The following is a 21,649-nucleotide window of genomic DNA, read 5'->3' as shown; positions in this document are numbered from 1 at the left end:
AGCAGCCCGCCCCAGTCCTCGTCGGGCCCGAACCAGTCGCCCGGTCGCTCAGCGGCGGGCATGTTCGCGGAAACCGCGGCCCGTCTTGCGGCCGAGGCAGCCCGCGGCCACCAGGTGCTCGAGCAGCGGTGCGGGCGCCAGCCCCGGGTCGCGGAACTCCCGGTGCAGGACCTTCTCGATGGCCAGCGACACGTCGAGTCCGACCACGTCGAGCAGCTCGAACGGGCCCATCGGGTAGCCGCCGCCCAGCTTCATCGCCGCGTCGATGTCGTCGAGGGTCGCGTAGTGCTCCTGCACCATCTTGACCGCGTTGTTGAGGTACGGGAACAGCAGCGCGTTCACGATGAACCCGGCCCGGTCGCCGCAGTCCACCGCGTGCTTGCGGACCTTGGCGCAGACCTCGTGGACGGTGGCGTGCACGTCGTCGGCGGTCAGCACGGTGCGGACCACCTCGACCAGCTTCATCGCCGGGGCCGGGTTGAAGAAGTGCATGCCGATCACGTCCTGCGGGCGCGAGGTGGCGCGGGCGCAGGCGACGATCGGCAGCGAGGAGGTGGTGGTGGCCAGCACCGCGCCGGGCTTGCAGACCTTGTCCAGGGTGCCGAACAGCTGCCGTTTCACCTCCAGGTCCTCGGCGACGGCCTCCACGGCCAGGTCGACGTCGGCGAAGTCGTCGTAGGTGCCCGTCGGCGTGATCAGCTCCAGCGTCCGCGCGGCGGCCTCGGCGGTCAGCCGTCCCTTGTCGACCGACCGGTTCAGGGACTTGCCGATCCGGGCCTTGGCCGTCTGCGCCTTCTCCGCGCTGCGGGCGGCCAGCACCACCTCGTACCCGGCCTTGGCGAACACCTCCGCGATGCCGGACGCCATGGTGCCCGAACCGGCCACGCCGACGGCGCGCACCGGCCGGCCGGTGACCGCGGTGCCCCCCTTGCGCGGAGTCAGCGCGTCCGGCACCACGACCGCGCTGCCGGGCGCCTCGTAGGTGTAGAAGCCCCGGCCCGCCTTGCGCCCCGTCAGGCCAGCCTCGCTGAGCTGCCTGAGGATCGGCGCGGGGGCGTGCAGACGGTCGTGCGACGCCGCGTACATGGCCTCCAGGACCGTACGGGCGGTGTCCACGCCCACCAGGTCCAGCAGGGCCAGCGGCCCCATCGGCAGGCCGCAGCCGAGGCGCATCGCGGCGTCGATGTCCTCGCGGGAGGCGTAGTTCGCCTCGTACATCGCCGCGGCCTGGTTGAGGTAGCCGAACAGCAGGCCGTCCGCGACGAAACCGGGGCGGTCCCCGACCGCGACCGGCTCCTTGCCGAGGTCCAGCGCCAGGTCGGTGACGGCCGTGACGGCGGCGGGCGCGGTCAGCACCGAGGAGACGACCTCGACCAGCTTCATCGCGGGCGCCGGGTTGAAGAAGTGCAGGCCGAGCACCCGCTCCGGGCGGGCCGAGTCCGCGGCCAGCCGCGTGACGGACAGCGCGTTGGTACCGGTCGCCAGGATCGTCTCCGGGCGCACGATCCCGTCCAGCTCCCGGAAGACCCGCTGCTTGATCTCGTACGACTCCGGAACCACCTCGATCACCAGGTCGGCGTCGGCGGCCGCCCCCAGGTCGGTGGAGGTGCGGACGCGGTCCAGGGCACCGGCGCGCTCCTGCTCGGTCAGCCGCCCGCGCTCGACGGCACGGGCGGTGGAGGACTCCAGCGCGGCGACCGCCTTGACGGCCTGCGCCTCGCTGACGTCGATGCCGATGACCTCGCGGCCGGCCCCGGCCAGGACCTCGGCGATGCCGGTGCCCATCGTGCCGAGGCCGACGACGGCGATCGTCTGGAGCGGGGACAGAGGGGTGTCGGACAGGGGAGTGGCCATCGCGGGACTCCAGGAATGAGGGGTGACGACGGGAGCACGCAGGGACGCGCCGTCGCGGCGCACCGGGTGCGTGACATGAGGAAGGAAGGAGTGCGGGTGTTGCCGGGCTCGAACGGCGCACACGCCCGGTGCCGTCGCGGAGGGCGCACGCGCCCGTCCGGCGGCCTGTGACCGGCCCTGTCCCGGGGCCGAGTCCTGATGCGGTACCCGAGGTACCGGACCGACTGCCCTCCCGGTGGTTGCGTCACCAGACCACCGTGAGGAGTTGCCGCGGGTGGGTAACCCGCTCGTCTGAGGTTAACCCGCGGGTAACGAGCGCGCCAGCCCCCGGTGTTCGTGATGTAGGTCCCACGCCCGGTGTGACGCGCCTAACCTCGGTGTCATGGACGAAGCGTTGCGAGCGCTCACGGAGCGCTTACGGGCCGAGGCGGCGGCGTCGGGTGCCCCCGGGGCGCGGGCGGTGTACGACCGGCTCGTGGCGACCGGGGACCACGACGAGCTGGCCGCCGTGCTCACCGAGCCCGGACACCCGCTGTGGGCCCGGGAACTGGCGGCCTTCCGGCTGGGTGTGGCGGGGGACCGGCGGGCCTTCGAATCGCTCGTGCTCCTGCTGAACCACCGCGACCCGCCGCGCTGCGCCTCGGCCGCCCACGCCCTGGCCCGCCTCGGCGACCCGCGCACCGCCCGCGCGGCCGCCGCCCTCGCCACCAACGAACTGCGGGTCGCCTACGCCCTGCACCCGGTGCGGCTGCTGGTCGAGCTGCGGGCCCCCGAGTCGGTGCCCGCGCTGATCACCACGCTGGAGCGGCGGCTGCGCCCGCACGATCCGTACCGGCGCGTCGCGCTCGCCTGCGTCGAGGGCCTCGGCGCCCTCGGCGACGAACGCGCCGGACCCGTCCTGAACGACGCCCTCGCCCACCCGGCGCTGGCCGAGGCGGCGGTGCGGGCGCTGGCCCGCATCCCGGGGCAGCGGTGAGAGGCGGGCCGGGGGACGAGCGGTGACGGCCCGTCAGCCGGTCAGCGGCCGGGCGTAGCGCACCTCGGGCACCGCGACGCCGTCCACCTCGAAGGGCTCCTCGGCGCCGTCGGGCCGGAAGCCCGCCCGCTCGTAGAAGCGCCGGGCGCGGGTGTTGCCCTTGAGCACCCACAGCAGCATCCGGGCGTGCCCGGCGGCCCGGCACCGGCGCACCGACTCCCCGGCCAGGGCCTGCCCGATGCCCGCGCCGAACCGTCCGGTGTCGACGTAGAGGGCGTACAGCTCGGCGTCCGCGGTGCGCACCTCGCCGTCCCGGTAGGGACCGTGGCAGGCCCAGCCGACGACCTCGCCGTCCGCGTCCTCGGCGACCAGGTTCAGCAGGCCCTCCGGCGCGCGGGCGAACAGGTCGCGACGCCGCTCCGCGTCGGCGGCGGGGTCCATCGCGTCGAGGTGCGGCTGCGGCATCAGGCCCCGGTAGGCGTGCTGCCAGCCCCGGACCCGGATCAGGGACACGCGGTCGCAGTCCGCGAGGACCATCTCCCGCACCCGCACGCTCGCCCGCGGGCCGCTCACGGCGCCACGACCGCGAACGCCTCGATCTCCATGAGGAACTCCGGCCGGACCAGCGCGCCCACCTGCACCGCCGAGGCGGCCGGCAGCCGGTCGTCGGGTATGTGCTCGGCGCGGGCCGCGCGGATCGCGCCCATATGGGCCATGTCCGTGACGAAGAAGGTCAGCTTCACCACGTCGTCGAAGGTCGCACCGGCCGAGGCCAGGCACCGGCGGAGATTCTCGAAGACCTGGCGGGCCTGGGCCGCGGGGTCGCCCGCGCCGACCACCCCGCCGTCCTCGTCCAGCGCGAGCTGCCCCGAGACGGCCACGAACCGCCCGGTGCCGAGGACGACATGGGTGTACTGCGCGGCGGGCGCGACGCCCTCGGGGGCGGAGATCCTGGTCAGCTCACTCATGCGTCCATCGTGGACCACGGCACTGACAACGCCCCCGACGGGTGCGGCGAGGGGGACGGCTAGCCGCGGAAGCCGAGCAGCCCGTGCAGGGTCGAACCCCGCGAGGACGTCGAAGCCGCCTTGGACTCCAGCGGCTTCGGGTCCGGCAGCGCCGGGCACACCGCGTCCGCCTCGCCCCCGTCGCCGTGCGGCACGGTGCCGTCGGTCAGATAGGCGGCCAGGTGCTCGTCCAGGCAGTCGTTCCCGCTCAGCGTGATGCCGTGGTTCCCGCCGCCCTCCTCCACGACGAGGGCGGAGCCGCGCAGCAGCCGGTGTGCGGCGACGCCGCCCTCGTACGGCGTGGCCGCGTCGCCGGTCGCCTGGAACAGCAGGACCGGGGGCAGTGCCCCGTTGGCGACGTCCACCGGCTGCCGGGACGGCGTGGGCCAGAACGCGCACGGCGCGTTGTACCAGGCGTTGTTCCACACCATGAAGGGCGCCTTCTCGTACAGGTCCCAGCTGTCGTCGCGCCACTCGTCCCAGTCCCGCGGCCAGCCGGCGTCACGGCACTGCACCGCGGTGTAGACGCTGTAGCCGTTGTCGCCGGAGGCGTCCGGGGCCCCGAAGTTCTCGTACGCCTCGACCAGCGGGCCGGTGTCCTCGTCGTTCGCGTACGCGGCGAACGCCTCGGCCAGGTGGGGCCAGTAGCCGTTGTAGTACCCGCCGGGCAGGTAGGTGTCCTCCAGCTCGGAGGCGCCCACCTTCCCTCCCGCGGGCCGTTTCGCCAGCGCCGCCCGCATGGCGTACCAGGCGGCCTCGACCCGCTCGGGGTCGGTGCCCAGACCGTAGGCCGCGTCGTGCCCGGCGATCCAGGCCAGGAACGCCCGGTGGCGGTCGTTGAAGGCGAGGTCCTGGTGGAGGTTGGCCTCGTACCAGACGTCGTCCGGCCCGACGACGGAGTCCAGGACCAGCCGCCGCACCCGGTGCGGGTAGAGCTTGGCGTAGACGGCGCCCAGATAGGTGCCGTACGAGTAGCCGAAGTAGCTGAGCTTCTCGGCGCCCAGCGCCGCGCGGATCGCGTCCACGTCCTGCGCGGCGCTGACCGTGTCGATGTGCGGCAGCACGTCCGCGTACTTGTCGCCGCAGGCGTCGGCGAAGGACTCGGCGCGCGCCAGGTTGGCCCGCTCGACGTCCGGCGTGCCCGGCACCGAGTCGGGCCGCACCGGGGCGAAGTGGCCCGGCCGGCAGTCCAGCGCGGGGCTGCTTCTGCCCACACCGCGCGGGTCGAAGCCGATGACGTCGTACTGGGCGGCCACCTTCGCGGGCAGCGACGACGCCACGAACCCGGCCAGCGTCAGCCCGCTGCCGCCGGGGCCGCCGGGGTTCACCAGCAGGGGGCCCTGGTACGTCCCGGCGGTGTGCGGGACGCGGGACAGCGCCAGCGTGATCTGCCTCCCGCGCGGACGCGCGTGGTCGAGCGGCACCTTCAGGGACGCGCACTGGAGCGTCGGGTAGTCCTCCGTGGCGCACTTCTCCCAGCGCGGTCCGGCGGCGGGCGCGGTGGACGGGGGCCGCGGCGCGCTCGCCTCGGCGGGGAGGGCGGTGACGGTCCCGGCGGCGATGACGGCGGCGCCGCACAGCACGGCTGCGCGTTGTCTCATGACGTTCTCCCAGGACTCCCAGGACGGAGCGGCTGCGGTCCGCGCGGATCGCGGTCCTCGCCGGATGGTCCCGGCGAGCGCCTCCGGAAGAACGAGAGCGGTCCCTACGTGACCCGATCGGGTCGGAAGATGCCCTCCAATGCGCCTACTCGGCCCTCACAGGAGCGACAGCTGCACCGGCTCGGTGGCCGCGGGTCCGGCCGGCCGCGCGGGCCGAGGCTCCGCGGTCCGGCGGGGCATTCCCGCGCGCGCGGGACCGATGCCGTACTCGCGGGCCAGGTCGTGCACCTGGCGGGTGATCCGGCGCTGGTACCACTTCGGGGCGTAGGCGCCGTCCGCGTAGAGCCGCTCGTAGCGGCGGACCAGGTGCGGGTGGTGCTGTCCGAGCCAGGCCATGAACCACTCGCGGGCGCCCGGCCGCAGATGCAGCACCAGAGGCGTCACCGAGGTGGCGCCCGCGGCGGCGACGGCCCGCACCGTGGCCCTCAACTGGGCCGGCTCGTCGCCGAGGAAGGGGATCACCGGAGCCATCAGCACCCCGCAGCCGATGCCGCGCTCGCCGAGGGTCCGTACGACTTCCAGCCTGCGTTCCGGGGCCGGGGTGCCCGGCTCCACGGTGCGCCACAGGTCCTGGTCGGTGAAGCCGACCGAGACCGAGATGCCCACGTCCGTCACCCGGGCCGCCCGGGTCAGCAGGTCCAGGTCGCGCAGGATCAGCGTGCCCTTGGTGAGGATCGAGAAGGGGTTCGCCCGCTCGGTGAGCGCCGCGATGATGCCCGGCATCAGCCGGTAGCGGCCCTCCGCGCGCTGGTAGCAGTCGACGTTGGTGCCCATCGCCACGTGCTCGCCCTGCCAGCGGCGGGAGGCCAGCTGGCGGCGGAGCAGCTCGGGCGCGTTCACCTTGACCACGATCTGGGAGTCGAAGCCGAGCCCCGTGTCGAGGTCCAGATAGCTGTGCGTCTTGCGCGCGAAGCAGTACACGCACGCGTGCGTGCAGCCCCGGTAGGGGTTCACCGTCCACTCGAACGGCATCCGCGAGGCCCCCGGCACCCGGTTCAGGATCGAGCGGGCCCGCACCTCGTGGAAGGTGATGCCGCGGAACTCGGGCGTGTCGAACGTGCGCGTGACGACGGCGTCCGCGCCGAACAGCGCGGTGTCCGCCGCCCGGGCGTGGTCGGAGTCCGTGAGGTTCTCCCAGCGCATTGCGGCCTCCTCGGTAGCACTGTTCGACACAATAGAACACTTGTTCCCTTGATCGTGCGGACGAGTCGTGCGGGGCCGCTTCGCGCCCCCCGATTTGGTGGCCGGGCGGCGGGGTGGTTGGCTTGCCCCGAACCCGAGAACCAGGCCCTGGAGGAACCCGATGGCGCAGGTCGAGGCGACGACGGAGCGGATCGTCGCAGCGGACGCGGAGACGGTGTTCGACACCCTCGCCGACTACAGCGGCACCCGCGAGAAGCTGCTGCCCGAGCACTTCAGTGAGTACGAGGTCCGGGAGGGCGGCGACGGCGAGGGCACCCTCGTGCACTGGAAGCTCCAGGCCACCAGCAAGCGCGTCCGTGACTGCCTGCTGGAGGTCACCGAGCCGGCCGACGGCGAGCTGGTCGAGAAGGACCGCAACTCCTCCATGGTCACCACTTGGCGCGTCACCCCGGCGGGCGAGGGCAGGTCCCGGGTCGTCGTGGTCACCACCTGGCAGGGGGCCGGCGGTGTCGGCGGCTTCTTCGAGAAGACCTTCGCGCCCAAGGGGCTCGGCCGGATCTACGACGCCCTGCTCGCCAGGCTCGCCGCCGAGGTCGAGAAGTAGCCAAAAGGCAGGTACGGGGCGGCCGTTGGCCGCCTCACCGGTTCGAGTGATCTCCGCGCGAACCCGTCGCGCGTCCGTAACTCGTCGCACTTGTTCGCAGTTGTCGCCTCAGGCGGCAAATGTGAGCAGGTGTGACGAGGGGAGCGGTACGTGGGCGGGATCACTCTGGTGCAGGACGCGGTAGGCAGTCCCGCGCAGGACGAACCGGCCGCCGAGGCCCAGGCACCCCCGGAGCCTCCCGCTCCCGGGCCGGACGGGAAGCAGGACGCCGGGCTGAGCCCGCGCCGGGTGCGGCTGGTCTTCGTCGGGCTGATGCTGGCGCTGCTGCTCGCCGCCCTGGAGCAGATGATCGTCGCCACGGCGCTGCCGAAGATCGTCGGTGAGCTGCACGGTCTGGACAAGATGTCCTGGGCGATCACCGCCTACCTGCTCACCTCCACCGTCGGCCTGCCGATCTACGGCAAGCTCGGCGACCTCTTCGGCCGCAAGGGCGTCTTCCAGTTCGCCATCCTGGTCTTCGTCGTCGGCTCCGCGCTCGCCGGCCGCGCGCAGACCATGGACCAGCTGATCGCCTTCCGCGCGGTGCAGGGCGTCGGCGCGGGCGGCCTGATGATCGGCGTGCAGGCGATCATCGCGGACATCGTGCCGCCCCGCGAACGCGCCCGGTACATGGGCCTGATCGGCGCCGCCTTCGGCCTCGCCTCGGTCGCAGGACCGCTGCTCGGCGGCTACTTCACCGACCACCTCTCCTGGCGCTGGTGCTTCTACATCAACGTGCCGTTCGGCCTGGTCACCATGGCCGTCGTCGCGGTCGTCCTCAAGCTGCCCAGGCCGCGGGTCAAGCCCCGCCTGGACATCCTCGGCGCCCTGCTGCTCGCCGCCGCCTCCACCTGCCTGGTGCTGCTCACCAGCTGGGGCGGCACCGAGTACGAGTGGGGCTCGAAGGTCATCCTCGGCCTCGGCGCCGGAGCGGCCGGGGCCACCCTGCTCTTCCTGGTCGCGGAGCACTTCGCGCCCGAACCGCTGATCCCGCTGCGCCTGTTCCGGGACTCCATCTTCAACATCACCGCCCTGGTCGGGCTCGTCGTCGGCGTCGCCCTGTTCGGCGCCGCCAGCTACCTGCCGACCTTCCTCCAGATGGTCGACGGCGCCAGCGCCACCGAGTCCGGCCTGCTGATGCTGCCGATGATGGGCGGCATCGTGGGCGCCTCGATCATCTCCGGACAGCTCATCAGCCGCACCGGTCACTACCGGACCCACCCGATCCTCGGCAGCGCGCTGTCCGTCCTCGGCATGTGGCTGCTCTCCCGCCTCGACGCCGACACGTCCCGGCTGCACTACAGCATCTGGATGGCCGTCCTCGGCGCCGGCATCGGCATGGTGATGCCGGTCCTGGTCCTCGCCGTGCAGAACTCGGTGCGCCCCACCGACCTGGGCACCGCCACCAGCGCCAACAACTACTTCCGGCAGATCGGCGGCAGCGTCGGCGCGGCCGTCTTCGGCACCCTCTTCGCGGGCCGACTCACCGACGCCCTGGCCGACCGGGTCCCCGCCGAAGCGGGAGCCGGGCTCCCGGACGCCGAGGCCATCACCCCCCAGCTCGTCCACTCCCTGCCCCCGGCGCTGCGCGACGCCTACATCGGGGCGTACGCCGACGCCATGCCGCGGATCTTCCTCTACCTGGTGCCGGTGCTCGTCCTCGGGCTCCTCATCGCCCTCTTCCTCAAGGAGAAACCACTGGTGTCCCACAACGCCCCCGTCACCGACCCGGAGACCGCACCGCAGCCGCAGTACGCCCAGCAGGCGCAGCCCGCCGCCCAGGTGCCGCCCGCCCGGTCGTCCTACGCCGGCGGCATCCCCGTCTGCGGCACGGTGCAGCACCCCGACGGCACCGTCGTGCCCCGCGCGGCACTCACCCTCATCGACGTCGGCGGGCAGCAGATCGGCCGGGGCGCCAGCGGCGACGACGGACGCTACGCCCTGGCCACCCCCGGGTCCGGGGCCTACGTCCTGATCGCCGCGGCCGGCGGCCACCAGCCGCAGGCGGTCTCGGTGACGGTCGGCGAACGCCCGGTGGAACTCGACGTGGTCCTCGGCGGCGCCGGGCGCCTGGCCGGCAGCGTCGTGACCGCCGACGGCAGCCCCGTACGCGACGCGACCGTCACCCTCACCAACGTCCACGGCGAGGTCGTCGCCACCACCCGCAGCGGCCGCGAGGGCGGCTACGTCATCACGGAGCTGGTGGCGGGCGAGTACACCCTCGCCGCCAGCGCCCCCGCCTTCCGCCCGGCCGCACTGCCGGTCAGCGTCCAGGCCGCCCGGGAGACCCGGCAGGACGTCGAGCTGGCCGGCGGCGCCGTGCTGCGCGGCACCGTGCGGGCCAGTGGCGGACGAGCCGTGGAGGACGCGCGCGTGACGCTCCTCGACGCGGCGGGCAACGTGGTGGACACCCTGACCACCGGCCCCGACGGCACGTTCCGGTTCGTGGACCTCTCGTCCGGCGAGTACACCGTCATCGCGGCCGGATACCCGCCGGTCGCGACCGTGCTCCAGGTGGCCGGCGGCGGCCGGACGGAGCGCGATCTGCAACTCGGTCACGAGGACTGAGACCGGCCCACCGGCGCGCGGGCGCGCGCCGGTGCGTTCGCCCGCCACCAATTCCCCCGTTGCCGCACATGGTCACCGGCCACCACCGTACGGTGGTGACGGCGACACAGATCTTGCGGAGCCGTGGGCAGAGAGGGCCTGACGCCATGGACCATGGCACCGAGCGGGACGCACCTCCCGGCCACCGTGCCGGACCCGGCACCGTGCCGGCCGACCCCGTCGCGGGCCGCGTCCCGCTGGCCGTCGTCGTGGTGGACCGCGAGGGGCTGGTCTCCCACTGGAGCCGTGGCGCACGGCGGTTGTTCGCCCTGCCCAAGGAAGAGGCGATCGGGCGGCCCGCCCCCGACCTGCTCCCCGTCTCGGGCGCGCTCCCCGGGCACGGGACGGGGGACGACGGCCCGGCCCACGACTGGTACCCGGCCCACGACGGCCTCGGGCCCGGCCTGGAGTCCTCCCTCGACGGGCGGCTCTCCTACCCGTCGGCCGGCCGCGCCCGGCTCACCCTGCCGGCCGACGCCCGCGTCGACGTGCTCTGGTGGGCGTACCCCCTGGTGGGGCCCGGACCGGAGCGGCTGCTGGTGCTGGCCGCCGACGCGGACGGGCTGCGGCGGGACTACGCCGACGACAGCGCCGGGGCGGGAGCCGTCGAGCGGATCACCCCCGGATTCGCCCCGCACACCGACTTCCCCGGCGCCGACGAACTCGCCCGCCGCCTCCCCGAGATCCTGCCCAGCATGAGCGTCGGCGAGAGCGCCCGCATCGCCGCCCAGGTCCTCGAACTGGGCTACCCCGTCCTGGAGTTCAGCCGACATGACCGGGTGCCCGTCACCCCGGACTGGGGCGTGCCCCGGCGGGCCGAGCGCCGGGCGCGGCGCGAGCGGGCCGCGCGGGCCCTGGCGGCCGGTGAGCCGGTGCCGGAGGAACTGCGGGACGAGGCCGAGGACTTGGAGTACGCGGCGGTCCGCGAACGCCTGGAGTTCCTCAACGAGGTCAGCGGCGCGATCGGCACCTCCCTCGACCTGGCGCAGACCATCGTCGAGGTCAGCCGGGCGGTCGTCCCCCGCTTCACCGACGTCGCCGGCACCTACCTGCGCGAACAGGTCGTCGCCGGCGAGGGCTTCCCCGACGGCGTGCCGGACACCACCACCATGTGGCACCGGGTCGCCCTGGAGCACACCGACGAACCCGGCCGCTGGGACGACGTGGTACCCGTCGGCGAGGCCATGCCCTTCCCGGCGCACACCCCCTTCTTCCAGTGCATGACCAGCGGCGAGCCGGTGCTGGTGCCCCGCATCACCGAGGAGATGGGCCACGCCATCGCCTCCCAGTTCGAGAAGCGGGACATCCGGCCGCTCATCACGGGCCGCTCGATGCTGCTGGTGCCGCTCAAGGCACGCACGGTCGTCCTGGGCTTCATGATCCTGCTCCGCCACCCGGAGCGGCGCGTCTTCAACGACATGGACCGCGTCACCGGCGCCGAACTCGCCGCCCGCGCGGGCCTCGTCCTCGACAACGCGCGCATGTACACCCACCAGGAGAACGTCGCCGAGACGCTCCAGGACAGCATGCTCCCGCACATCCCCGCGCGCCTGGCCGGCTGCGACATCGCCACCCGCTATCTGCCGGGCACGCTGCTCGGCCGGGTCGGCGGCGACTGGTTCGACTCGGTCAGGCTGCCGGGCGCCCGCACCGCCCTCGTCGTCGGCGACGTCATGGGCCACGGTCTCAACTCGGCCGCGATGATGGGCCAGTTGCGCACCGCCGTCCAGACCATGGCCGGCCTCGGCCTGCCGCCCGCGCGGCTCCTGCGCAACCTCGACGACCTCGCCCAGCGGCTCGGCGACACCCACCTCGCGACCTGCCTGTACGCCGTGTACGACCCGGTCGCCGGTGAACTGCACCTGGCCAACGCCGGTCACATCCCGCCCGTCCTGGTCCGTGCCGCGGACGGCGCCAGCGAGCTGATCGACCTGCCGACGGGGGCGCCGATCGGCGTCGGCGGGGTGCCCTTCGAGTCGGTGCGCGTGCCGGTGGCGCCCGGCGACCGGCTGGTGATGTGCACCGACGGCCTGGTGGAGGTGCGCGGCGAGGACATCGGCGTCGGCCTCGCCACCCTGTGCGAGTCCGCCGCCCACCCGGCCGCGTCCATGGACGACGCCTGCGACACCATCATCCGCGCCCTGGGCACCCGCGGCGGCCGCAAGGACGACGTCGCCCTGCTGATGGCCCGGCTGACCGGCATCGAGCCCGACGCCGTCGCCGAATGGAGCCTCGCCCGCGACCCGGCCGAGGTGGGCCGCGCCCGCGCGGCGGTCCGCGAGCAACTCCACGACTGGGGGCTGCCGAAGCTCGCGGACCCGGCGGAGCTGATGGTCAGTGAACTGGTCACCAACGCCGTACGGCACTCCCACGCCCGCCCCGTCGAGCTGCGCCTGGTGCGCGCCGACACGCTGCTGTGCGAGGTGGACGACGACGACCACGACCTGCCGGCGCTGAAGAGCGCGGGTCCCGAGGACGAGACCGGGCGCGGCCTGCGCGTGGTCAGCACCCTCGCCCGCGCCTGGGGCGCCAGCCGCACCGAGGCGGGCAAGACGGTGTGGTGCGAACTGTCGCTGCCCGCCCGGCATCGCTGAGCCGGGCAGATCGGGGTGGTACGGCCCGGCAGCGCCGGGGACCGAATCCGCCCGGCGCGAACGGCCGGTGAAGGTATGCGCCGGGCGCTTGTGGGTGTGCGCCGGGCGCGGTACACCGTACGGACCCGTCGTCGTCGGCGGGCCGTACGTCGTCGCACCTGGGGAGACGGGCATGAGCGTGACGAGTCGGTACCGGGACGCCTGGGAGGGCTTCTGGAACGAGGCATCCGGGGACCGGGGGGCGGTGTTCTGGGACGCGGAGCCGACGCTGACCGCAGGTCGCCACCTGGCCCACTTCGAACCGCACCTGACCGACCCCGCCCTGCCGCTGATCGACCTGGGCTGCGGCAACGGCACCCAGACCCGCTACTTCGCCGAACGCTTCCCGCACGTGGTCGGCGCCGACCTCTCCACCGCCGCCCTCGCCCACGCCCGCCACGCCGACCCGGGCGGACTGGCCGCGTACCGGCAACTGGACGCCGCCGACAAGGCCGAGGCGGAGACGCTGCACGCGGAACTGGGTGATGCCAACGTCTACGTCCGGGGCGTCCTGCACCAGTGCGAGCCCGACGACCGGCAGCCCCTGGCCGACGCCCTCGCCGTGCTCCTGGGCGAACACGGCCGCGCCTTCCTGGTCGAGCCCTCGCAGGCGGCCAAGACCGTCCTGGCGGGCCTGGCCCAGGAACCCGCCGGGCCGCCCGCCAAACTCGCCCCCGTCCTCCGCCACGGCCTGACCCCCGGGGCCGTCCCCGACGAGGCGGTGCCCGAGTACCTCCGCGCGGCCGGACTGACCGTCCTGGCGAGTGGCGAACTCCCCCTGTTCACCACGGAGTACACGCCGGACGGCACGCGCATAGAGCTGCCCTCGACGTGGGTGGTGGCCGGCGTCGCCTAGGCCCGCCTCCCCGAGAAAGCGCTGATCATAGGCCGTACGGGGACCTTTAGTGGTCCAGACCACCGGTGGTTGTCCACAGCCCTGGCACAGGGGGCCGGGCAGCGCGTACGGTTCGGGCCATGAAGATCCTCATCAGTGCCGACATGGAAGGCGCCACCGGTGTCACCTGGCCGGCCGACGTGCTGCCGGGGACACCGCAGTGGGAGCGGTGCCGGTCGATGTTCACCTCGGACGTGAACGCGGCCGTGCTGGGCTTCTTCGACGGCGGAGCCGACCAGGTGCTGGTCAACGAGGCGCACTGGTCCATGCGCAACCTCCTCCTGGAGCGGCTCGACGAGCGCACCGAGATGCTCACCGGGCGGCACAAGGCGCTGTCCATGGTGGAGGGCGTCCAGCACGGGGACGTGGACGGCATCGCGTTCATCGGGTACCACGCGGGCGCCGGCATGGAGGGCGTCCTCGCGCACACCTACCTCGCCAACCAGCTCACCGGCGTCTGGCTGAACGACGTACGGGCCAGTGAGGGTCTGCTCAACGCACACGTGGTCGCCGAGTACGGGGTGCCCGTGGTGCTGGTCACCGGGGACGACGTGGCGTGCGAGGACGCGCTCGGGTACGCACCCGAGGCGCGCAAGGTCGCGGTCAAGGACCATGTGTCGCGGTACGCGGCCGTGTGCCGCACGCCGGCCAGGACCGCCGCCGACATCCGGGCCGCCGCCAAGGAGGCCACCGCGCTCGCGGTGCGGCACGAGCCGGTCGGCGGCGGTCCTTTCACCCTCGCCCTGGAGTTCGACGCCGAGCACCTGGCGGCGGCCGCGACCGTGGTGCCCGGGGTGGCGCAGGTCGGCGAGCGGAAGGTGGCGTACACCCACGACACGATGTTCGAGGCGATCCGGACGTTCAAGGCGGTCACCACGATCGTCTCGGCGGCGGTGGAGGAGCAGTATGGCTGAGCACACGGGGACCGGACCGGACACCGGCGAGCAGGCGCTGGACGAGGTCGTCCGGTTCACCTCCGAGCTGATCCGGATCGACACCACCAACCGGGGCGGCGGCGACTGCCGGGAGCGGCCCGCCGCCGAGTACGCCGCCGCGCGGCTCGCCGAGGCCGGGATCGAGCCCACGCTGCTGGAGCGGACCGAGGGCCGCACCAACGTCGTGGCCCGCATCGAGGGCACCGACCCGTCGGCCGACGCGCTGCTGGTCCACGGCCACCTGGACGTCGTGCCCGCCGAGGCCGCCGACTGGAGCGTGCACCCGTTCTCCGGGGAGATCCGCGACGGCGTCGTCTGGGGACGCGGCGCCGTCGACATGAAGAACATGGACGCGATGATCCTCGCGGTCGTCCGCGACTGGGCCCGGCAGGGGGTGCGGCCCCGGCGGGACGTGGTGATCGCGTTCACCGCGGACGAGGAGGCCAGCGCCGAGGACGGCTCCGGCTTCCTCGCCGACCGGCACGCCGCCCTGTTCGAGGGCTGCACCGAGGGCGTCAGCGAGTCCGGTGCGTTCACCTTCCACGACGGCGCCGGGCGGCAGTTCTACCCCATCGCCGCCGGTGAACGCGGCACGGGCTGGCTCAAGCTCACCGCGCGCGGCCGGGCCGGGCACGGCTCGAAGGTGAACCGGGAGAACGCGGTCACCCGGCTCGCCGCCGCGATCACCCGCATCGGCGACCACGAGTGGCCGCTGCGCCTGACCCCGACCGTGCGCGCGGCCCTGACCGAGATCGCCGCCGTCTACGGCGTCGACACCGACCTGAGCGATGTCGACGCCCTGCTGGACAAGCTCGGCGAGGCCGGGAAACTGGTCGAGGCCACCGTCCGCAACAGCAGCAACCCGACCATGCTGGACGCCGGGTACAAGGTCAACGTCATCCCGGGAGAGGCCGTCGCCCACGTCGACGGGCGGTTCCTGCCCGGCGCCGAGGACGAGTTCCGCAGCACCCTCGACCGGCTCACCGGCCCGGACGTGGACTGGGAGTTCGCCCACCGCGAGGTGGCCCTCCAGGCGCCGGTGGACGCGCCGACGTACGCCCGGATGCGCGCGGCGGTGCAGGAGTTCGCGCCCGAGGGGCACGTCGTGCCGTACTGCATGTCCGGGGGCACGGACGCCAAGCAGTTCTCGCGGCTCGGCATCACCGGGTACGGCTTCGCGCCGCTGAAGCTGCCCGAGGGCTTCGACTACCAGGCCCTCTTCCACGGTGTGGACGAACGGGTCCCGGTCGAGGCCCTGCACTTCGGAGTCCGGGTCCTGGACCGTTTCCTGCGCACCGCGTAAAGACCCGGGCACCGCCCGGACGAGCAAGCAGCTGGAGGAGAAGTGGGGGAGTCAGTGCGGACTCTGCCGTACGGATCGTGGCCCTCGCCCGTCGACGCGGCCCTCGCCGCCGCGCACGACGGACGGCCCGACGACGTCGGCTTCGTCGGTGACGAGGTGTGGTGGACCGCGCCCCGGCCCACCGAGGGCGGGCGGCGCACCCTGGTGCGGCGGCACGCCGACGGCACCGAGGAGCCGGTGCTGCCCGCACCGTGGAACGCCCGCAGCCGCGTCATCGAGTACGGCGGCCGTCCGTGGGGCGCGGCCACGACCGACGCCGGTCCGCTGGTGGTCTTCGTGCACTTCGCCGACCAGCGGCTGTACGCCTTCACCCCCGGCGGCGGCGAGCCGCGCCCGCTGACACCGCTCTCCCCGGTGGGCGACGGGCTGCGCTGGATCGAGCCGGACCCGCGGCCCGAGCGCGGCGAGGTGTGGTGCGTCCTGGAGGAGTTCACCGGCGACGGGCCCACCGACGTGCGCCGCGTCCCGGTGGCGGTGCCGCTGGACGGCTCCGCCGCCGACGACCGGGGCGCGGTGCGCGAACTCACCCCCGAGCGGCACCGTTTCGTCACCGGACCCCGCCTCTCGCCCGACGGACGCCGCGCGGCCTGGCTCGCCTGGGACCACCCGCGCATGCCCTGGGACGGCACCGAGCTGATCGTCGCCGACGTCGGCGACGAGGGCACCTTCCAGGACGCCCGGACCGTCGCCGGCGGCCCCGAGGAGTCGATCGCCCAGGCGGACTGGGCCCCGGACGGCACCCTGCTGTACGCCTCCGACCGCACCGGCTGGTGGAACCTCTACCGCGACGGGCAGCCGCTGTGCGCCCGCGAGGAGGAGTTCGGCGGGCCGCTGTGGAAGCTCGGACAGCGCTGGTTCGCGCCCCTGGACAGCGGCCTGATCGCGGTCCTGCACGGCCGGGGCGCCGCCGTCCTCGGCATCCTCGACCCCGAGACCGGCGACGTCGTCGACGCGGCGGGCCCCTGGACCGAGTTCGCGCCCGCCCTCGCCGCGCACGGCGAGCGGGTGGCCGGCGTCGGCGCCGGCCCGCACCGCGGCTACGAGGTCGTGGAGCTGGACGCCCGCACCGGCCGCTCCCGGGTGATCGGCGCCCCGCACGAGGACGCCGTCGACCCGGCCTACTACCCGCGGCCGCGCATTCGCACCTTCACGGGCCCGGGCGGACGCGAGATCCACGCCCACCTCTACCCGCCGCACCACCCGGGCTGCCGCGCCCCGGACGGCGAGCTGCCGCCGTACGTCATCTGGGCGCACGGCGGGCCCACCAGCCGGTCCCCGCTCGTCCTCGACCTGGAGATCGCCTACTTCACCTCCCGCGGCATCGGCGTCGCCGAGGTCAACTACGGGGGTTCCAGCGGCCACGGCCGGGAGTACCGCAACCGGCTGCGCGAACAGTGGGGCGTCGTCGACGTCGAGGACTGCGCGGCCGTCGCCCTCGCCCTCGCCGAGGAGGGCACCGCCGACCGGGAGCGGCTCGCCGTGCGCGGCGGCAGCGCGGGCGGCTGGACGTCCGCCGCGTCGCTGGCCACCACCGACGTCTACGCCTGCGGCACGATCATCTACCCGATCCTCGACCTGACCGGCTGGGGGACCGGGGAGACCCACGACTTCGAGTCGCAGTACCTGGAGAGCCTGATCGGCCCCTACGCCGAGGTCCCGGGCCGCTACGCCGAGCGGTCGCCCGCCGAGCACGCCGAGCGCGTCACCGCCCCGTTCCTGCTGCTCCAGGGACTGGACGACGTGATCTGCCCGCCCGTGCAGTGCGAGCGGTTCCTCGACCGCATGGCGGGCCGGGGCGTACCGCACGCCTACCTCACCTTCGAGGGCGAGGGGCACGGCTTCCGCCGCGCGGAGACCATGGTGCGCGCCCTGGAGGCCGAGCTCTCCCTCTACGCCCAGGTCTTCGGGCTGACCCCGCCCGGTGTCCCGGTCCTGGAGCTGACCCGGTGAGCCGGGTGGCAGAGCTGGTCCGTCCGGCCCGGCTCGCCCCCGGCGCCCGGGTGGCCGTCGTCGCGCCCAGCGGACCGGTGCCCGAGGAGCGGCTCCAGGCGGGCCTCGACGTGCTGCGCGGCTGGGACCTCGACCCGGTCGTGGCGCCGCACGTCCTGGACCGGCACGGCACCTTCGACTACCTCGCGGGCACCGACGCCGACCGGGCCGCCGACCTCCAGGCCGCCTGGTGCGACCCGGCCGTGGACGCGGTCCTGTGCGCCCGCGGCGGGTACGGCGTCCAGCGCATGACCGACCTGCTCGACTGGGCGGCGATGCGCGCGGCCGGCCCCAAGGTGTTCGTCGGCTTCAGCGACATCACCGCGCTGCACGAGGCGTTCGCCACCCGCCTCGGCCTGGTCACCCTGCACGGGCCGATGGCGGCCGGCATCGACTTCATCAAGAACGCCCGGGCACAGGAGCACCTGCGGGCCACCCTGTTCGACCCCGAGGCGGTCCGCGTGCTCACCTCGGGCGGCACACCGCTGGTGCCCGGCCGGGCCCGGGGCGTCACCCTGGGCGGCTGCCTCGCCCTGCTCGCCGCCGACCTGGGCACCCCGCACGCCCGGCCCTCCGCGCGCGGCGGGCTGCTGTGCCTGGAGGACGTGGGGGAGGAGACGTACCGCATCGACCGCTACCTCACGCAGCTGCTCCGGGCCGGCTGGCTCGACGGGGTCGGCGGCGTGCTGCTCGGCTCGTGGGCGCAGTGCGAGCCCTACGAGCGGCTGCGGCCGCTGCTGGCCGACCGGCTCGGCGGGCTCGGCGTGCCGGTCGCCGAGGACTTCGGGTTCGGGCACGGCGAGGGAGCGCTGACCGTCCCGTTCGGCGTGCCGGCGGAACTGGACGCCGACGCGGGCACCTTGACGCTGGAGGCGCCCGCGCTGCGCTGACCGTCGTAGGCTGATCCCATGCCGCACACCCCGTCCCGCCACCTCGCCGAGGGCCCGCGCGTGGGCATCCGGCACTTCACCTACGCGGACGGCGCCGAGTTCACCGAACGGGCCCGTCAGAGCAAGGACCTGCACCACCCCTGGCTCTTCCCGCCGGACAGCGTCCAGGCGTACGAGGCCTACGCGGGGCGGCTGATCGAGGACCCCACCAAGGCCGGGTTCCTGGTGTGCGAGAAGGACCCGGACGCGGCCTCCGGGGGCGTGCCCGGCGGCTCCATCGCCGGGTTCGTGAACATCAACAACATCGTCGAGGGCGGCTTTCGCAGCGGCGCGCTCGGCTACGGCGCCTTCGCGCACGCGGCGGGCCGCGGGCTGATGCGCGAAGGACTCGGCCTCGTGGTGCGCCACGCGTTCGGGCCGATGCGCCTGCACCGGCTGGAGATCAACGTCCAGCCGGGCAACGCCGCCTCGATCGCCCTGGCCCGCGCCTGCGGATTCCACCTGGAGGGCTTCTCGCCGAGGATGCTCTACATCGACGGTGCCTGGCGCGACCACCAGCGCTGGGCGATCACCGCCGAGACCGTGACTTCCGGTTGACCTTCATCGTGTCCAGGTCCGTCACCGTGGACCTGAGGTCGCGGAACCCGTAGCCGAGCGCGCCGAGCGTGGTCTCGGCCCGGTCCTGCGCGATCGCGCCCGCCATCTCCTCGCCGTCCGCCGCGTCCGACACCACCACGTAGCGCATCGAGAAGTGCTTCAGCGGCGCGGGCTCGTACGACAGCGAGCCCTCCTCGGTGAACCGCATGCTCGTCATCCCGTGCTCGCCCGCCTCGGCGAGCAGCCGGGCGCGCGCCTCCTCGGTCAGCCCCTCCCAGGTGCCCCGGACGATCACCCGGTAGGTGTGCTGCTCGCTCACGTGCGTCTCTCCTTCGTCTTCGTCCGCGCCGACCGCCCGACCCTATGCCCGCGCCCGTACCGGGTCCCAGCGGATTAAACGTGAGTCACGTCGCCCCGCCCGCCCGACGTAGCCCCTGTTCACCGCGCCGGGGAGCGGCTTCCATGGGGAACCGTGACGACGATCCGACGCGAGGTACTGACCCTGCCCGCCGCGCCGCTGGGGCCGGACAACCCCCTGCCGCCGCTGCGCCCCCTGGACGAGGCCCACCGCATCGACGACCGGGACCGGGCCGGCCTGCCGCGCGACATGGCCCGCCAGGTCGACTACGAGCCACTGCGCAGCCTGCTGCCCGTCCAGGTCCGGGACGGCTACGACCGGGAGCGCGCCCCGCGTGGTCTGGACGCGCTCGTCATCGAGAACGACCGGCTGCGGGCCACCGTCCTGCCGGGCCTGGGCGGACGCATCGCCTCCCTCCGCCACAAGCCCACCGACCGCGAACTCCTCTACGCCAACCCCGTGTTCCAGCCCGCCAACTTCGCCCTCAACGGCGCCTGGTTCTCCGGCGGCGTCGAATGGAACATCGGCGCCACCGGCCACACCACCCTGTCCTGCTCGCCCGTGCACGCCGCCCGGGTCCCCGCCCCCGACGGGGGTGAGATGCTGCGCCTGTGGGAGTGGGAGCGGCTGCGCGACCTGCCCTTCCAGGTCGACCTGTGGCTGCCGGACGGCTCGGACTTCCTCTACGTCGGCGCCCGTATCCGCAACCCGCACGAGCGCCCCGTGCCCACCTACTGGTGGTCCAACATCGCCGTCCCCGAGGACCGCCGCGTCCTCGCCCCCGCCGACGCGGCCTGGCACTTCGGATACGAACGACGCCTGCGCAGGGTGCCCGTCCCCGAGTACGACGGCGTCGACCGCACCTACCCGCTGAACAGCACCTACGCCGCCGACTACTTCTACGAGGTGCCGGACGACCGGCGCCGCTGGATCGCCGCCCTCGACGAGGACGGCCACGGCCTGGTGCAGACCTCCACCGACCTGCTGCGCGGCCGCAAGCTGTTCGTGTGGGGCACCGGACCCGGCGGACGCCGCTGGCAGGAGTGGCTCACCGAGCCCGGCACCGGCGGCTACTGCGAGATCCAGGCCGGACTCGTCCGCACCCAGCTGGAACACGTCAAGCTGGAGGCGGAGAGCGAGCTGTCCTGGCTGGAGGCGTACGGGCCGCTCGACGCCGCGCCGGACGGCGACTGGCACACCGTGCTGCGCCGGGCGGAGGACCGGCTGGAGGCCGCCCTGCCGCGGGCCGACGTCGACGCCGCGTACGACGCCTGGCGGCCGTACGCCGACACCGAGCCCGGCGAGCGCCTGGCCACCGGGTCGGGCTGGGGCGCGCTGGAGGTGCTGCGGGCCGGCTGGAAGCTGCCCGGCACCCCCTTCGACGAGGACACCCTCGGCGAGGAACAGCGGCCCTGGCTGCACCTGCTGCGCGCCGGGGCACTGCCCGAACCGGAGGACCACGAGCCGCCCGGTGGGACGCTGGTCGCCCGGCCCTGGCGGGACATGCTGGAGACCACGGCCGTCACCCCCCTCGCCGAGTACCACCTCGGGGTCGCCCAGTGGCACGGCGACGACCGGGCGCAGGCGGTGCGCAGTTGGGAGCGCGGACTCGAGTCCGCCGCGGACCGCTGGCCGTTGCTGCGCTGTCTCGCCGTCGCCGACCAGCAGGACGGCCACCACGAGCGCGCCGCCGACCGGTACGCGGAGGCCTTCGACGACCTGTGCGCACGCCGGGCCGACGCGGCGGCGGAAGGGGAGGAGCGGTGGGCGGCCGTCACCGCGGCGCTGGGAAGGGAGGCGATCGGGGCGCTGCTCGCGGCCGGGCGCACCGCGGACGCCCGGTCCGTGTGGGAGCGGCTGGACCCCGTGACGCGGGCCCGTGGCCGGTTCCGGCTGACCGAGGGCGAGTTGCTGGCCGCGGAGGGCCGGCACGGGCAGGCGCGGGCCGTGTTCGACGAGGGCTTCGAGGTCGCCGACCTGAGGGAGGGCGCCGACAGCATCGGTGTGCTGTGGGCGAGGCTGGACGACGCACCGCTCCCGGCCCGCTACGACTTCCGGATGTGGCCGGACGGGGAGTGAGCCCGCCCGGCCCCCCGGG

General features: G+C 74.1%; 17 protein-coding genes. 11 read left to right on the top strand and 6 right to left on the bottom strand.

Annotation, left to right across the window (positions count from 1 at the left end; all coding sequences use genetic code 11):
- Positions 1 to 48: 48 nt before the first annotated feature.
- A complete protein-coding gene (locus ACIRGB_RS07355; protein ID WP_403859601.1) occupies positions 49 to 1,854 on the bottom strand; it encodes a 3-hydroxyacyl-CoA dehydrogenase family protein in 1,806 nt (601 codons plus the stop codon).
- 382 nt (positions 1,855 to 2,236) lie between these two features.
- Here ACIRGB_RS07355 and ACIRGB_RS07350 point away from each other — a divergent pair, with 382 nt between their 5' ends.
- Positions 2,237 to 2,830, top strand: a complete 594-nt coding sequence (locus ACIRGB_RS07350; RefSeq protein WP_403859598.1) for an adenylosuccinate lyase — start codon at positions 2,237 to 2,239, stop codon at positions 2,828 to 2,830.
- 33 nt (positions 2,831 to 2,863) lie between these two features.
- Here the strand turns inward: ACIRGB_RS07350 and ACIRGB_RS07345 are convergent, their stop codons facing one another.
- The 4 genes from ACIRGB_RS07345 to ACIRGB_RS07330 all read right to left on the bottom strand — a co-directional run bounded on the left by ACIRGB_RS07345 (position 2,864) and on the right by ACIRGB_RS07330 (position 6,641).
- Entirely contained in the window at positions 2,864 to 3,403 is a 540-nt protein-coding gene (locus ACIRGB_RS07345) for a GNAT family N-acetyltransferase (RefSeq protein ID WP_403859595.1), read from the bottom strand.
- Positions 3,400 to 3,798 (bottom strand): RidA family protein, encoded by a 399-nt coding sequence (locus ACIRGB_RS07340; RefSeq protein WP_403859592.1) that lies wholly within the window; start codon positions 3,796 to 3,798, stop codon positions 3,400 to 3,402. Before ACIRGB_RS07340 ends, ACIRGB_RS07345 begins: the two co-directional genes overlap by 4 nt.
- A 59-nt stretch (positions 3,799 to 3,857) precedes the next feature.
- Positions 3,858 to 5,438, bottom strand: coding sequence for an alpha/beta hydrolase (locus ACIRGB_RS07335; RefSeq protein ID WP_403859589.1), 1,581 nt, complete (start codon positions 5,436 to 5,438; stop codon positions 3,858 to 3,860).
- A 156-nt stretch (positions 5,439 to 5,594) separates the two neighbouring features.
- Complete coding sequence (locus ACIRGB_RS07330; protein WP_403859586.1) at positions 5,595 to 6,641, bottom strand: Rv2578c family radical SAM protein; 1,047 nt, start codon at positions 6,639 to 6,641, stop codon at positions 5,595 to 5,597.
- 160 nt (positions 6,642 to 6,801) lie between these two features.
- Here ACIRGB_RS07330 and ACIRGB_RS07325 point away from each other — a divergent pair, with 160 nt between their 5' ends.
- From ACIRGB_RS07325 to ACIRGB_RS07285, 9 genes are all read left to right on the top strand, one after another.
- Positions 6,802 to 7,245: an SRPBCC family protein gene (locus ACIRGB_RS07325; protein WP_403859583.1), complete on the top strand. Its 444-nt coding sequence runs from the start codon at positions 6,802 to 6,804 to the stop codon at positions 7,243 to 7,245.
- A 150-nt stretch (positions 7,246 to 7,395) separates the two neighbouring features.
- Positions 7,396 to 9,852: an MFS transporter gene (locus tag ACIRGB_RS07320; RefSeq protein WP_403859580.1), complete on the top strand. Its 2,457-nt coding sequence runs from the start codon at positions 7,396 to 7,398 to the stop codon at positions 9,850 to 9,852.
- 146 nt (positions 9,853 to 9,998) lie between these two features.
- Positions 9,999 to 12,485, top strand: coding sequence for a SpoIIE family protein phosphatase (locus tag ACIRGB_RS07315; RefSeq protein ID WP_403859577.1), 2,487 nt, complete (start codon positions 9,999 to 10,001; stop codon positions 12,483 to 12,485).
- A 172-nt stretch (positions 12,486 to 12,657) separates the two neighbouring features.
- A complete protein-coding gene (locus tag ACIRGB_RS07310; RefSeq protein ID WP_403859574.1) occupies positions 12,658 to 13,380 on the top strand; it encodes a class I SAM-dependent methyltransferase in 723 nt (240 codons plus the stop codon).
- Positions 13,381 to 13,499: 119 nt separating this feature from the next.
- Positions 13,500 to 14,333: a M55 family metallopeptidase gene (locus tag ACIRGB_RS07305; RefSeq protein ID WP_403859571.1), complete on the top strand. Its 834-nt coding sequence runs from the start codon at positions 13,500 to 13,502 to the stop codon at positions 14,331 to 14,333.
- The gene (locus ACIRGB_RS07300; protein ID WP_403859568.1) at positions 14,326 to 15,657 is read left to right on the top strand and encodes a M20/M25/M40 family metallo-hydrolase; all 1,332 of its coding nucleotides are present in this window, start codon (positions 14,326 to 14,328) and stop codon (positions 15,655 to 15,657) included. Before ACIRGB_RS07305 ends, ACIRGB_RS07300 begins: the two co-directional genes overlap by 8 nt.
- Positions 15,658 to 15,699: 42 nt before the next feature.
- Entirely contained in the window at positions 15,700 to 17,667 is a 1,968-nt protein-coding gene (locus ACIRGB_RS07295; protein ID WP_403859565.1) for a prolyl oligopeptidase family serine peptidase, read from the top strand.
- A 5-nt stretch (positions 17,668 to 17,672) separates the two neighbouring features.
- Positions 17,673 to 18,596: an LD-carboxypeptidase gene (locus ACIRGB_RS07290; protein ID WP_403860609.1), complete on the top strand. Its 924-nt coding sequence runs from the start codon at positions 17,673 to 17,675 to the stop codon at positions 18,594 to 18,596.
- 18 nt (positions 18,597 to 18,614) lie between these two features.
- Positions 18,615 to 19,193 carry a GNAT family N-acetyltransferase gene (locus tag ACIRGB_RS07285; RefSeq protein ID WP_403859562.1) on the top strand — a complete coding sequence of 193 codons (579 nt, stop codon included), beginning with the start codon at positions 18,615 to 18,617 and terminating at the stop codon, positions 19,191 to 19,193.
- On the opposite strand, the gene ACIRGB_RS07280 is transcribed toward ACIRGB_RS07285, so the two are convergent.
- Positions 19,165 to 19,512, bottom strand: a complete 348-nt coding sequence (locus ACIRGB_RS07280; RefSeq protein ID WP_403859558.1) for a DUF6204 family protein — start codon at positions 19,510 to 19,512, stop codon at positions 19,165 to 19,167. The two genes, ACIRGB_RS07285 and ACIRGB_RS07280, sit on opposite strands and share 29 nt — an antisense overlap.
- A gap of 153 nt (positions 19,513 to 19,665) precedes the next feature.
- Between ACIRGB_RS07280 and ACIRGB_RS07275 the strand changes: the two genes are divergently transcribed.
- Complete coding sequence (locus tag ACIRGB_RS07275; RefSeq protein ID WP_403859555.1) at positions 19,666 to 21,630, top strand: DUF5107 domain-containing protein; 1,965 nt, start codon at positions 19,666 to 19,668, stop codon at positions 21,628 to 21,630.
- Positions 21,631 to 21,649 lie beyond the last annotated feature (19 nt).

Origin of the sequence: Streptomyces sp. NPDC102490 (assembly GCF_044765285.1) — a bacterium.
Taxonomy (GTDB): Bacteria; Actinomycetota; Actinomycetes; order Streptomycetales; family Streptomycetaceae; genus Streptomyces.
The sequence above is the reverse complement of the archived record's forward strand: the minus strand, read 5'-3'. Positions and strand labels throughout refer to the sequence as shown.